The sequence below is a fragment of the Carnobacterium sp. genome (assembly GCF_045617425.1).
Lineage (GTDB): Bacteria > Bacillota > Bacilli > Lactobacillales > Carnobacteriaceae > Carnobacterium_B.
On the sequence record NZ_JAZLIO010000009.1, the window covers coordinates 203,335 to 218,158 of the forward strand.

Here is a 14,824-nt window from a genome sequence, read left to right on the forward strand (position 1 = left end):
TAATTAAATTAGAACTTGATAATAAATATACACATTTCGTTTATTATTTGCAAGCTTTTTTTTTTCTAAAAAATCAACTTTAATTGACTTTTAAGCTCCGTTACCTTTATGCTTATGTTTAGTAAGTATTTTTAAGGAGTGATCAAAAATGAAAATTGCAATTTGGTCGGATTTCGTATGCCCTTTTTGTTACATTGGAAAACGTCATTTAGAAGCCGCAATTAAAGACCGTACAGACATAGAAATCGAATTTCATAGTTATGAACTGGATCCAACAGCACCAGAAAAGGTTGAAGGTACGATGGAAGAGTATTTTGCTGAACATAAAGGAATGAGCGTTGATCAAGCTCAATCAATGTTTGTTCAAGTTACTCAAATGGCTAATAATGTTGATTTAGATTACCATTACGATACTATTCAACATGGTAATACGCTAAAACCACATCGTTTATTTCAATTTGCCAAAGAACAAGGTAAAGGAAATGAATTTATGGAATTAGCTAAAAAAGCTTATTTTATTGAAGGCAAATGGTTAAATGATGATGATTTCTTAGTTCATTTAGCTGAATCAATTGGATTAGATGAAGCACGTGTTAGAGAAATTCTAACTTCAAATGCTTATTTAGATGCTGTACGTTTAGATCAAGCTCAAGCAGTGGAAATTGGCGTTCAAGGTGTCCCTTTCTTTGTTATCGATGAACAATATGGTGTTAGTGGTGCTCAACCTATTGAAGTATTTGAGCAAGTATTAGCAGAAATTGATGCTAAATCATAAATACATTATCAAAAAGGAGTTGAGAATAAAATCTCAGCTCCTTTTTGGTGATTCCCCTTAACTATTATTCTCCTACATAAGACAAAATAGTTCTTCTTTATCATCTAAAAAGCTAAAATAAGATTAATGAGATAGGAGGAATATTATGTATATATTGCTCAGTTTTTTTTGTGCAGTAGGCTTTTCTTTGATTCATTTTTTCTCTAAATCTATCCGTTTTGCAAATGTCGTACCAAGGAGTAAATTCTTATCTTTTTCAGCTGGAGTTTCTGTTGCCTATGTCTTTGTCCATTTATTACCAGAATTAAATCGTTACCAAGAAGTATTAGTCAATGAATTAAAAAATAGTCCCTGGAGGTACTTAGAACACCATATTTATGTCATTGCTTTAGCTGGACTAGCCTTGTTTTATTCTTTAGAACGCTTAGTCAAGCTTTCTAAAAATAATCCTCGTTTTAAACAACCTGAAGATGCTAGTTCAGGTATCTTTTGGCTTCATATTGGTTCCTTTTTTATTTACAACTCCATTATTGGGTATTTGCTCATACAAGAAGAATTCAATACTATTCTTGGAATGCTATTTTACTTCGTCGCTTTAGGTGTTCACTTTCTAACCAATGATTGGAGTTTACGTAAAGATCATCAACATATTTATGATCAATATGGTAGAGTACTTTTAACCGTAGCTATTCTTTTGGGATGGCTTATCGGAGCTTTAACCGAATTAAATGAACTGCTTCTCTCTATTTTGCAAGCCTTCATAGCTGGTGGTGTAATCCTCAATGTCCTGAAAGAAGAACTTCCTCAAGAGCAAGAAAGCAGTATAGGCAGTTTTTTGGTAGGCTCTTTCGGGTACTCTCTTCTGCTAATTTTTCTCTAAAGTTACTTTTGAATACACAAAAAAAACCTTGAAATCAACGTTCTGATTCCAAGGTTTTTTCTGTACAGTTTTTTTTCATGTTTTAGTACTGTTAAGATTAGATACTTGCAATAGCAACCATCGTGAGCAAGAATAAAAAGGATACGACTTTCATCGCTTTTTTTACTAAGAAAAATTCACCATTTGCTAATTTAAAAATTGGATAGGCTACAAAACCAAAAGCTAATCCATCAACGATACTTGAAGTTAAAGGAATCATCACTACAATTAAAAAGGCAGGGAACCATTCACTAAAATCATCAAATGGAATATGTTTTAAGTTTTCCATCATAATCGCTCCAGTAATTACGATAACAGGTGATAATGCAGCATTTGGAATATAAGACAACAAAGGAGTAAAAACTAAAGAAAGTAAAAATAGTCCTCCAGCAAACACAGCTGTTAAACCGGTCTTCCCACCCGCTTTAATACCAGATGCACTTTCAGCTGCTGGTATAGTCGGGCTCGTGCCAAGTAAACTTGATACAAGCGTCATAATTCCACTGACCTTAAAAGCGCTCGTAAAACGAGTCTTATCTTCTAACATACCTTCAAATAAACCTATAGATTCAAAAATTAAAATCATTGTCAAAGAAAATACTGCTAAAATAAAAGGCACACTAAGGACTGTTGAAAAATCAAATGCTCCTACAAGCGATGGGTAGTCTGAGAGGTTACTCAACGAAAACGAAGAAGCTCCTACTTCATGAACACCAGTTATTAAAGAAATGATTGTGATAACAGCAATTCCAATAAAAAAGCTGCCTGGTACATTTCTTAAATAGAGTACACCGGATAATAAAATCCCAATGACCGCGAGTAAGACAATTGGCTGAGACAAATCTCCTAATGTAATAAATGAGTTGGCTCCTCCATCAGCAAGAATACCGCCATTTTCTAATCCAATAACGACCAAGAAAAGACCAATCCCAGCTGTAATACCATGTTTTAATGAGTCGGGAATCGCTTCTACTAATAACTTGCTGATAGAAGTGTAGGCAATGCAAGTAAAAATTATTCCAGAGACAAAAACTACCGCTAAGGCTTGCTGCCAAGATAATCCCAGTGAACCTACAATTGTATACGTAAAGAAAGCATTGACTCCCATACCAGGAGTGAGCACTAGTGGAGCATTTCCCCATAAACCCATTAAAATACTTCCCACAGCAGAAACCAAAATCGTACCGAACACACTTAACTCAGCGGGAACCCCAGCTTCAGCTAAGATTAATGGATTGACTATAATTATATACGACAGCGCGAAAAACGATGTAATCCCAGCTATCATTTCTTGCTTAATACTTGTTTGATTTTCTTTCAGTTTAAAAAAATTCATTATTTTTTCTCCTTTTCGATGTGTTTTTTAAGACACAAGTAATCTGGAGACATGGGCTGCAGTCTTTTTAAAGCTTGCACAGCAAAAAAGAAAGTTATTTTCTTTACACGCCCCAACATTTCATTTTACCATCTACGGTACAAAATGTCATGTACTTTCTGAATACGATAAGAAGACAAAGAGAAACATTCAACAGAGCAAATTAGTTGTCCGTTGAATGTCTCTTTTTTATCATTTTTTAAAAGAAAATGGTTTTTGCTTCTTGATCCTTTCCTTTTATCAAAAGTACTGCTTTGTTGGGTTGTATTTGAAGCCGATTAAATTGGTTTTTGTCTAAAAAAGATGAAATTTTAAAATCATACTGCTCTGGAATAGCAGATGTTTCTAATTGATTCTCTTTATCAGCTGTGTTTAAAAGCATAATGACAAACTCTTTCTGATTGCTGAACCTAACGATTCCCATCAATTCACCATGTGAAAAGGAATAAAAATCTCCATCTTTCAAACTAGTTTCTTTGCTACGTATAGCGGCTAATTTCTTTACAAAAGTTTGAATCTCTTTGTTCTCTTTTCCCCATGGATACATTCGGCGATTATCAGGATCTGCTTTCCCCTTTACACCTGCTTCATCCCCATAATAAAGACAAGGAACTCCTGGAACGATAAATAATAAGGCCATTGCTTGTTTTAACTTTGGTACGTTCTGGTTTAAGACTGTGTAGATTCGCTCCGTATCATGTGTGCCAATATTATTAAAATTACTTTTAAAAGCTTCTGCAGGATAATTTTCTTTTAAGTTCATCCACATCTCAGCAGCTTCTTGCGGAGTTATTGACCTTTGAAGAAGTCCAATAATAATTTCCTTGAAAGGATAATTCATTGCTCCATGCAATTGACCTCCCTCAATGTAATGACGGCGTTTATTATAAGCAATTTTATTTGAGGCATCTTCCCACACTTCACCAATCAATACTGAATCTTCAACTGTTTCTTCTAATGCCAACCTTATCCCTTTTAATACATCATCAGATAGTTCATCTGCTACATCTAAACGCCAACCGCCTAATCCTAATTTTGACCATTTGCGGATTACACTATTTTGATCCTTATACAAAAAAGACTGGACCCTTGGATTTTCCGTATTCAACTTTGGTAAATCTTTTACACCCCACCATGATTCGTAAAGATTCGGAAATTCTTTAAACGTGTACCAATCAAAATAACGGCTTTCCTTAGATTGATAAGCTCCCATCTCAGGATAAGTTCCATATCGATTGAAATAACGGCTATCTGCACCTGAATGGTTGAATACTCCGTCCAAAATAATCCGCATCTCGTACTCTTTGGCTTTTTGTATCAGTTCCTTAAACGTGTCTTGATCGCCAAACATTGGATCAATTTTCAAATAGTCACCTGTATCGTATTTGTGATTGCTTCGAGCTTCAAATAACGGACTAAGATATAAAATAGTGATACCCATTTCTTTTAAATAAGGTAACTTTTGGATGATTCCTCTTAAATTGCCACCATAAAATTCCCAACGAACAATTTCCCCATCTGCATTTTTAATGTACATAGGCAAATCTTCTTGATTAGCATAGAGAAAGGAATTTTTTTTGGGATTCAACACTTGTCCATCTTCATTGCCATTGTAAAATCGATCTACGAAGATATGGTAAGCTATTCCCTCACGATACCATTTAGGTGAAGGGTCTTTATATAAATAACTCGTTAGTTGATAAGGCTTCACCTCATGTTCCTGTTTATAAATTTGGCCCTCCCCACCTTTGAACCTTTGATTGTTCCCATAGTAAACGACTTCGTCTTGTTGATTTTTTTGAACAACTACTTTAAAAAAATAATAATACAATCCTTGTCCTTCAGTTAATTGAATCGTAACTTGGTATTGGAATAGTCCGATAGAACGCATCTTGACTTCAAATTTATCTCCAAAATCCTTTTGTACAATCAGGTAGACTTGTTTGATTACCGGCCACTTGCATGTAATCGTAAAGGTTACTTTTTGATTGATCGGTACAGCTCCAAATGGTTTTTTGTATTCTGATAACCACGAATTGTAATAAATCATTTCAGTCATTTTATTTCCTCAGTTCTATTGTAGTTGCCGTCTTATTACTCTTTTATATTGGCTGGTTGCCTTTAAAAAAAGAAGCCTGTTTTCCAGCTTTTGCCTTAACATTCCATATTTCATCAGCGTAGCGCATGATTGTAAAATCGGCAGAAAATGGACCTGAACTTGCAATATTGATCAATGCCTTTTGGTTCCACGCCTGTTTATCTTGATATAAATTATCTGCTCTTTCTTGAGCTGCAATAAAACTTGCAAAATCTTGCAAAACATAATATTCATCATTAAATAGCGTTAATGAGTCATAGATTACTCGGCCTTCTTCTTCGATACCTGGAATAGTGCCATTTATTAGGCAATTCAAGACTCGAGTCAAACGCGGATTGGATTCCATAACAGCTATCGAAGAATAATTACCCTCTCGGTTCATCTGATTAACTTCGTCATTCGTCAAACCAAATAGAAAAATATTGTCTTCCCCGACTAAATCTTTAATTTCAATATTAGCACCGTCCAATGTTGCCATGGTCAAAGCACCATTTAACATCAATTTCATATTACTTGTTCCTGAAGCTTCTTTTCCTGCTAAGGATATTTGTTCACTGATATCTGCAGCTGGAATAATCAACTCGGCTAATGAAACACCATAATTTTCTACAAATACTACTTTAATTTTATTGCCTATATCTGGATCGTTATTTATTAACTGAGCTAATGCATTAATAAACTTGATGATTTGCTTTGCATAAACGTAACTAGGAGCTGCTTTTGCTCCAAAAATAAAGACTCTTGGCTGTAATTCAAGGGTAGGATCGTCTTTAATTTTCAAATAACGGTCTAAGATATGCAATGCATTTAATAATTGACGCTTGTATGCATGTAGTCTTTTTATTTGTACATCAAATAATGCTGTAGGATCAATTTCAATACCGTATTTTTCTTTTGCATAAAGCGCAAATCGTTTTTTATTTTCAAGTTTGATATCAGATAATTGTTTTAGTGTTTTTGGATCTTTTGAATAGGCCTTAAACTGTCTTAATTCAGCTGGATTCGTTTTCCACTCTTGATCGATCTTATCATCAATCAGCTGCGTTAATTTTTCGTTAGCTAAATGGAGCCATCTTCTTTGTGTAATACCATTCGTTTTATTATTAAATTTAGATGGATACATTTTATAAAAATCGTGCAGCGTTTCTTCTTTTAAAATGTCTGTATGTAACTGGGCAACCCCATTTACACTGTGACTTCCAATAATAGCTAAGTGCGCCATTTTAACATAACCGTCTGAAATAATAGTGGTCTGATACGTCAGTTCTTCTCCATATAAGGAGATTTTTCTATCTATATGGCGTTGATTGATTGCTTCAATGATTTGATAAATACGTGGCAGCAAACCATTAACCATGTCAACCGGCCATTTTTCCATAGCTTCTTGCATAATGGTGTGGTTGGTATAACTAATAGATTTTTTCGTAATATCCCATGCAATTTCCCAACTAAGTCCTTCTTCATCTAATAAAATACGCATCAATTCTGGAACACATAAAGCTGGATGTGTATCATTTACATGAATAGCAACTTTATTTGGAAACTCACTCCATGGCTGATCTTGTTTTTTGAAAAATCGTACAATACTTTGAATACCTGCAGATGTAAAAAAATACTCTTGTCTCAATCGAAGAAGCTGTCCTTCGTAATTTGAATCATCTGGATAAAGCACCTCAGTAATCTGGTTAACTACTTCTCGTTCAGCAATCGTCTTGTAACGTATCTCTTCTTCAGGAGGAATTTCAGCTGACCATAAGCGAAGATTGTTTACAACATCATTCTCATATCCTATCATTCCTGTGTCATAAGGCACTGCTAAAATATTTTGGGTATTCGAATAGATAGGGCGCAGTTTATTTTCGCCATCTTCTTTCAAATACACCTCACCGCCATAACGAATCATGACTGCTTTATTTTCTTTTCTAACTTCCCAAACATTTCCGTTACGTAGCCAGTTCTCTGGCAACTCAACTTGATACCCGTCTACAAATTTTTGTTGAAATAATCCATAACGGTAACGAATACCTGTACCGTTACCCGGAATCCCCAGAGAAGCAATTGAATCCATAAAACAAGAAGCTAATCGACCTAATCCTCCATTGCCTAAAGCTGGATCTACTTCTGATTTTACAATCGCTTCGAAATCTAACCCCATTTCAGCAATTCCTTCTCGCACAGTAGTTAAAATTCCTAAATTCAATAAATTGCTTTTCAACATACGCCCAGGCAAAAATTCCATTGAAAAGTAGTAAACTTGTTTTACTTGTTCTTCTAGATACAGTTCATTGGTTTGATTCCAATTATCAGAAGTATAGCTTTTTATAAAATTTCCTAAAGCCGTATACTGTTGTATGGAAGAAGTATCTTCTAAATTTGAAGCATAAAGCCCTTCAAGTATTTTCTCAAATTCCTGTTTAAATTCTGTAGTTGTTAGCATTTTTCTCTCCTCGTATTCTTTTTTGATCAAGCTAATGGGGGTTCCTACTAAATAAAGAAACTTCAACAGCCAAAATAAGAATAGTTGCCTATTGTTATGTGCCTGTTGAAGTTCTTCCTTATGCTTTAAGCATTGCTGTATAAACTTGTATATATTCGTTAGTGGATTTTTCCCAACTAAAATCTTTCGACATGGCTTGTTTTACTAGCGATGTCCATTTTTTAGGCTCATCATAATAAACCGTCAATGCACGGTCAATCGTTTCAACCATGACAGACGAACGGAAATCATTGAAACTAAAGCCAGTTCCTTTTCCAGTATATGGATTGTAGGGTTGAACGGTGTCTTTTAACCCACCCGTTTCATGAACGATCGGCAATGTACCATATCGAAGTGAGTTAAGTTGAGACAATCCACAAGGTTCAAACGCTGAGGGCATAATAAACATATCGCTTCCTGCATAGATATGCTGGGCTAGAGCCACATCAAAATCAACAATTACTTTAAATTTTTCAGGATACTTCCAAGTAAAATAACTGAAACTGTCTTCGTACTCTTTGTCACCGGTACCTAATATGAGAACTTGAATATTACGATGCATCAGTTCATCAATTTTATCACGCAATAAGTTGCAGCCTTTTTGAGTTGTTAACCTACTCACCATAGACATTAATGCTATTTTCTCATTTACCGGTAATCCAACCCGCTCTTGCAAAGTTGTTTTATTAATCGTTTTTCCTTTTAAATTTTTTGTAGAAAAATGCGCTGGAATAGCATTATCTATTTCAGGATCAAAGACCTCATAATCAATTCCATTTAAAATACCGCTTAATTTGTAACTATTGAACCGTAGTACACCATCTAAATTTTCGCCAAATTGAGGTGTTTGGATTTCCTGTGCATATGTTGGACTAACTGTTGTGACTTGGTCCGCATAAAAAATCCCACCTTTTAAACAATTGATATCATCATAATATTTTAAGCCGTGTTCATGAAAGGCATTATACCCTATTCCATATAAATCAGATAAAACAAGCTGGTCAAAAACACCTTGAAACTGTAAATTATGAATCGTCAAAATCGTTTTTATCGATTGATAACTTGTGATCCATTGATATTTATCCTTTAGCAAAACAGGAATAATAGATGTATGCCAATCGTTCACATGTAGAACATCTGGGACAAATTCTATTTTTTCTAACATTTCACAAATAGCTTGTGCAAAAAAAGCAAATCGTTCGCCGTCATCGTCAAAACCATAAATGCTAGGACGATTAAAATAATATAAATTATCAATAAAGTAATAGTTAATGTCATCTTTTTTTAATTTTTTGATTCCACAATATTGACTTCTCCAACCAACTTTCACTTCAAACTGTGTTACATCTACTAATTGATCTTTATATTTTTGAGGCATTGTACTATATAAAGGCAATACAACTCGTATATCTATCCCTTGTTTTTTTAACTCTTTTGGCAGAGCACCTGCGACATCGCCTAATCCCCCTGTCTTAAAAAAAGGAGCACATTCAGCCGCAGCAAATAAAACCTTCATTTTTTCAGCTCTCCTTTTCAACTGTTATTTCACTATTTTTTTCTATCACTATAGGATTTTCTTTCGTTCCTGTTAGCTGAACTCCCGGACCAATTTTTACACCTTTATCTAAAATAACGTACTGCAATTCTGCACCTTGAGCAATTTTACAACCTTGCATAATTATAGAATATTTGACCGTTGCTGTTTTTTCTATTATGACTTTACGAAAAACAATAGAATCTTCAACCGTTCCATCAATCACGCAGTCACTTGCCAGCTGTGAATTACTGATATCTGCTTCTTTTGAATAGTAGGTAGGTGCTCCGTTTTTGACTTTTGTAATGACCAGTTGACTACGATAAAATAACGCATTGTAATTATCTTCATCTAATAAATCCATGTTTGCCTGATAATAATTTGAAATGTTATCGATATTTTTCAAATATCCCGTATATTCAAAACTATTTACGGTATTTTCTTTTAAACTATGTCTAATTAAAACATTGATGTCTCCTTTTATTCGATTACTAGCTGCTTCTCTTGTTAATTCGATAAATTTTTCAGCTTTCATAATTGCGATGCCCATACCAATCGCTATTTTTGTTTCTTCACTTGGAAGTTCATGAGCTGTAAGCAAATCAATGACCTTACTTTCTCCTTCTCCTTCAAATGTTAGGCATGTGTCAATAGAATCCGGTGAACAAAAATCCCTAGAAACATTTTTATATACAACTGTAACGTCAGATTTACTATCGATATGGTTTCTCAAAACAGCCTTAAGATCGACATTGCACAGCATTTTACTACCCATAACAACGACATATCCTTTATTCGAATGTTGAACAAAGTCGATTTGATCTTGGTAGTAACTGCTAATTTGATCTGATTCCAACTGCTCCACAGCTTCTTTTATTTCGGCTCCAGAATGAATAAATAATCCACCTCCAACGGTAGATTCCATTCCCCAAGGGTAACCGCTTCGGACATGATCCATTAACGCTCTTGCCCGACCCCTTACAAATATTGCAACTGAAGTTACCTCTGCACTATATAAACTTGAAAGTGGAAAATCAATTAACCTGTACCGTGAACCAAATGGCAATGCAGCAACTGCTCTTTTTTTTGTTAAAGGCATTAATTGAGATTCTGATTCATCCAGATTCAATACTGCACATAATTGTTCATTAATCTTCATCTTTTAGCCCTCCTACCTCTTCTGCATAGCCAACAACCGTAATATTCTTTTCCTCACCTTTCAGTTGTGCTCCATCATGAATTTTTGCATTTTCTCCAATGATAGCGCAATTGATTGTTACATTTTCTCCTATAGTCACATTTGCCATGATCAAGCTGTCTTTTATGATAGAATTTTTCCCCACTTTAACATTATGAGATAAAATAGAATGGTTAATTTCCCCAGCAATATAGCATCCATCTGCAATCATAGAATCTGAAACTTTTGAAGATTTAGTCAAGAATTGAGGTGGCGCAGAAGGATTTTGTGTATACACCCTCCACGATGAATCTCTTATATTTAAGGCATGGTTTGGATCTAAAAATTCCATATTTGCTTCCCAAAGACTTTCAATTGTTCCAACATCTTTCCAGTAGTCTTTAAATGCATAAGCAAATATATTTTCACTGTTTCTTAAGTAAGCTGGAATAACGTCTTTTCCAAAATCTTCCATTGTACGGTTTTTAGCGTGGTTATCAACGAGGTAACTTTTTAGCATAGGCCAGTCAAAGATGTAAATTCCCATTGAAGCTAAATTACTTTTAGGTTCTGATGGTTTTTCTTCAAATTCAATAATTCGGTCTGTCTGATCAGTATTCATAATTCCAAAACGAGGTGCTTCTTCAAGAGGAACTGGAATGACTCCTACTGTTAGAGCTGCATTTTTTTCTTTATGGAATGCAATCATATCTTGATAGTCCATTTTATAAATATGATCACCTGAAAGAACCAATAGGTATTCTGGATTATAACGATCAATAAAATCAATATTTTGATAAATAGCATGAGCAGTTCCCTTAAACCACTTTTCTCCATCTACACTTGAATAGGGTTGTAGAATAGTAGCTCCACCATCGTGCGTGTTCAGTCCCCAGCTTTCCCCATTTCCGACATGAGTATTTAATTCCAAAGGCTGGTATTGAGTCACAACGCCAACATTCTTGATTCCGGAATTAGCGCAATTGCTTAATGCAAAATCAATGATTCTATATTTCCCACCAAATGGTACAGCCGGTTTAGCAATATCTTTAGTTAATTTTCCAAGCCGAGTTCCTTGTCCTCCTGCTAAAATCATAGCTAACGTTTCAGTTTTTTTCATTATACTATTGGAAGAATCTACTTAGCATTCTTCCTCAACCCTCCTTTTTATCGATTAATTTTTTGGTACTCCAAAAATTCTTTTTGGTCGTAAAATTAAAACACTCATTGCCGGTACAATCAATTCAATGGTATAATTTTGATGATGTGTCGTTTCTTTTATCGTTTTCAACGGTCCTTGCTGATGTGTCCAGACGCCACCATATTCATGCCTCTCAGTGTTTAAATATTCTTCGTAAACCCCTTCAAAAGGAACGCCTATTTTATACCCTTTACGTTCAATTGGAACAAAATTACAAATGACTATTACAAAGTCACGCGGTTTTTTTCCTTTACGAATGAATGACAAAATGGTTTCAGTAGAATTATCCGCATCTAAGATTTGGATACCTTGTGTTTGGTGATCCATTTCCCAAAGTGCACGCTCTTTTTTATAAAGCAGATTTAGCGATTCCATAAAGTACAAATGCTTAGCATTCATTTCATCATCCAAACTTTCCCATTCCAATCCTTCATGAATCCGCCATTCTAGAAATTGACCAAAATCATTTCCCATGAAATTTAATTTTTTTCCTGGGTGAACCATCATATATGCTTCTAGCGTACGCAAGCTGGCAAATTGGTTGTAACGATCACCTGGCATTTTATGCATCAATGATTTTTTTCCATGGACCACTTCATCATGAGAAAATGGTAAAATAAAATTTTCATTGAATGCATACATAAAAGAAAAGGTGATTAAATTAAAATGATGTTTGCGAGATGATGGATCCATTTCAAAAAACTTCAGTGTGTCATTCATCCATCCCATATTCCATTTATAATTAAATCCTAAGCCCCCCATGTAGACAGGTTTTGTAACCTTTGACCAAGCGGTACTTTCTTCAGCTATCATCAGCGTGTCAGGGTGCCTTTCAAATACTTTTTCATTTAATTTCTGTATGAATGCGACACCAACTTTATTATGGTTGCTTCCATCTTCATTAGGTATCCATTCACCAATATCGTAATCAAGATACAACATACTCGATACTGCATCAACTCTTAACCCATCTAAATGAAATTGTTCGATCCAATAAAGAGCATTTGAAATCAAAAAACTTTGAACTTGATCCTTTCCTAAATCAAAATTCATCGTACCCCATCGATTATTTTCTGCTTTATGTTTATCTTTGTATTCAAATTGAGGTGTTCCATCAAAATAAACCATTCCGTAATCATTTCGATTGAAGTGACCCGGTACCCAATCCATTAGCACACCAATGTTTGCTAAATGAGCCGCTTCTACAAAATTTTGAAAATCTTCCATAGTACCAAACTTCGAAGACAACGCATAATAACCAGTCAATTGGTAACCCCAAGATGCATCTAAGGGATGTTCCATCAAGGGCATAAATTCAATATGTGTGTACCCCATTTTTTTCACATAAGGAATTAATTCTTGTTGCAATTCTGGAATGGTGTACCATGAATCGTCTTCATGGTGTTTCCATGAGCTGAGGTGTACTTCATAAATGTTCAGTGGGCGTTCATAGATAGAAAAACGTTTCTTACTTGATGTCCAAAGGCCGTCTCGCCATTTTTTTTCCGGCAAATTCTTTACGATAGATGCATCGTTAGGTCTTACTTCAAATTCAAAAGCGTATGGATCAATTTTTAATTTTACCGTTCCATCAGATTGTTCTATTCGGTATTTATAGCATTGTCCTTCAATTGCTTGATCATTGAACACCGTCCAACAGCCAGTTCTCCCTATTCTTTCCATTTCAATTCCCATCTGCCAATCTGAAAAATCACCTGTTAAGCCAACACTTTTTGCATTAGGAGCCCAAACGGTAAATCGAAACCCATCTTTTCCTTTGTAACTATCTTTTTTACATCCCATAATTAAATAACTATCAAAATGCTCACCTGTGTTAAATAAATATAATTCTTTTTCAAGGTTATTTTTGGTTTCTTCATCCATCGATTTATTCGTCACTCTATTCACTCCCAACTTTCAACCCGTCATTCTTTCATCGTTCTATCATTGTATTTTCATTTTACAATGTATTTATCTAATAATCGAACTATTTTTTACTTTCTTTAAAATTAACTTATTTTTTAACTCTGTAGTTATTATACCACTACTAAAGGAAAACGCTTACTGATATGTTAATGTGGTTTTCCATTAAAAAAATAACCTAAAAAGGATGATCAACTTTTTAGGATAATACAAAAAAAACACTTAATTGTTCTTATTTTTTATTAATTGTGTTTCCTTATCATCTAATTTAATAGCATACGTAATGATTATTGCACCTAGCAAATCCATTAGACTCCCAATAACAAGTCCATCTAATCGAGCTTGAACCAAATTTAGTATAAAGTGAGCTTTTGATAAATTTGAGAGTAAAACTGCTCCTGGATTTGTATAAAATTGGCCAATCAGTAAACCATAGTTGTTTCTTAGACGCGTTTTACCTGAGTCATTCTTGTAGTACTTTTCGTATACGCTCCTATTTAACTTATACCTCTTTTCATATTTTTAATATCTTCCTTCAAAAATTCAATTTCACTAGCCTCACTTAATCTGTCTAAATTATATTTAACATCAAAATGTCACTAGATAAATAACAAAAAAAGATTAGGAAATGTTGAGTTAAAAGTGCGTTACTGTGTTACTAATGGTAAAATGATAGTAGGTAAGTCCAATTACAACTTAGTCAGGCAACTATTAAAGGAGCTTATCGTAAAGGGGGTGAACAGATTGGAAATACTATTATTGACTGTTGGTTTTGTTGGTTTAGTAATAGCGGCATTAACGCCTCAATCTACTTTAGGAGGACTATTGGCATTAGCAAGTTTTGGTGGCTATTTTTATTTGAATAGTTTAGAAAATTGGATTCCCATCATTATTTTTATTTTAGGGATCTGTCTTCTGATTTTTGAAGTTTTTATACCAGACTTTGGTGTAGCAGGTATAATTGGTTTTCTTTTAATCATCGGTGGTGTCTATTTAACCAATAATGATTTAGGAACAACCTTGCGGGATTTAAGTATCGCTGTCGTCGCATCTTCATTTTTGGTGATCATGCTCATACGAAGAGGTTACTCGCTGACACATTTACAAAAACTCGTTCTTAATAATAACTTAGATAGAAAAAGCGGATTTTCAAGCAACAATGATGCTACAGCTTATTTAGGAAAAACTGGAAAAACAACTACTTCTCTTAGACCATCTGGAAAAGTAGCATTCGATGGTACAGAGTTAGATGTTGTCAGTACAGGCGAACATATTGATGAAGGTACTCCCGTTATTGTCACAAAAGTAGAAGGATATAAAATTATTGTTAGGAGAGTGGATTAAAC

General features: G+C 34.5%; 10 protein-coding genes. 3 read left to right on the forward strand and 7 right to left on the reverse strand.

Annotated features, from left to right (window positions below):
- Positions 1-148: 148 nt before the first annotated feature.
- Positions 149-775 carry a DsbA family protein gene (locus ACKI3H_RS04245; protein ID WP_407371035.1) on the forward strand — a complete coding sequence of 209 codons (627 nt, stop codon included), beginning with the start codon at positions 149-151 and terminating at the stop codon, positions 773-775.
- A 145-nt stretch (positions 776-920) separates the two neighbouring features.
- Entirely contained in the window at positions 921-1,655 is a 735-nt protein-coding gene (locus ACKI3H_RS04250) for a hypothetical protein (protein WP_407371036.1), read from the forward strand.
- A gap of 97 nt (positions 1,656-1,752) precedes the next feature.
- Here the strand turns inward: ACKI3H_RS04250 and ACKI3H_RS04255 are convergent, their stop codons facing one another.
- The 7 genes from ACKI3H_RS04255 to glgB all read right to left on the reverse strand — a co-directional run bounded on the left by ACKI3H_RS04255 (position 1,753) and on the right by glgB (position 13,439).
- Complete coding sequence (locus ACKI3H_RS04255; protein ID WP_407371037.1) at positions 1,753-3,030, reverse strand: NCS2 family permease; 1,278 nt, start codon at positions 3,028-3,030, stop codon at positions 1,753-1,755.
- 238 nt (positions 3,031-3,268) lie between these two features.
- Entirely contained in the window at positions 3,269-5,128 is a 1,860-nt protein-coding gene (locus tag ACKI3H_RS04260) for a glycoside hydrolase family 13 protein (RefSeq protein ID WP_407371038.1), read from the reverse strand.
- A gap of 43 nt (positions 5,129-5,171) precedes the next feature.
- A complete protein-coding gene (locus ACKI3H_RS04265; protein ID WP_407371039.1) occupies positions 5,172-7,604 on the reverse strand; it encodes a glycogen/starch/alpha-glucan phosphorylase in 2,433 nt (810 codons plus the stop codon).
- Between the two features lie 118 nt (positions 7,605-7,722).
- Positions 7,723-9,159 carry a glycogen synthase GlgA gene (gene glgA, locus ACKI3H_RS04270; RefSeq protein ID WP_407371040.1) on the reverse strand — a complete coding sequence of 479 codons (1,437 nt, stop codon included), beginning with the start codon at positions 9,157-9,159 and terminating at the stop codon, positions 7,723-7,725.
- 4 nt (positions 9,160-9,163) lie between these two features.
- Complete coding sequence (gene glgD, locus ACKI3H_RS04275; RefSeq protein WP_407371041.1) at positions 9,164-10,336, reverse strand: glucose-1-phosphate adenylyltransferase subunit GlgD; 1,173 nt, start codon at positions 10,334-10,336, stop codon at positions 9,164-9,166.
- Positions 10,326-11,474, reverse strand: coding sequence for a glucose-1-phosphate adenylyltransferase (locus tag ACKI3H_RS04280; protein WP_407371042.1), 1,149 nt, complete (start codon positions 11,472-11,474; stop codon positions 10,326-10,328). The genes glgD and ACKI3H_RS04280 overlap by 11 nt, the downstream gene beginning before the upstream one ends.
- Positions 11,475-11,528: 54 nt before the next feature.
- Positions 11,529-13,439, reverse strand: coding sequence for a 1,4-alpha-glucan branching protein GlgB (gene glgB / locus ACKI3H_RS04285; protein ID WP_407371378.1), 1,911 nt, complete (start codon positions 13,437-13,439; stop codon positions 11,529-11,531).
- Between the two features lie 774 nt (positions 13,440-14,213).
- Between glgB and ACKI3H_RS04290 the strand changes: the two genes are divergently transcribed.
- Complete coding sequence (locus ACKI3H_RS04290) at positions 14,214-14,822, forward strand: NfeD family protein (protein ID WP_407371043.1); 609 nt, start codon at positions 14,214-14,216, stop codon at positions 14,820-14,822.
- The last annotated feature ends 2 nt before the right edge of the window (positions 14,823-14,824 follow it).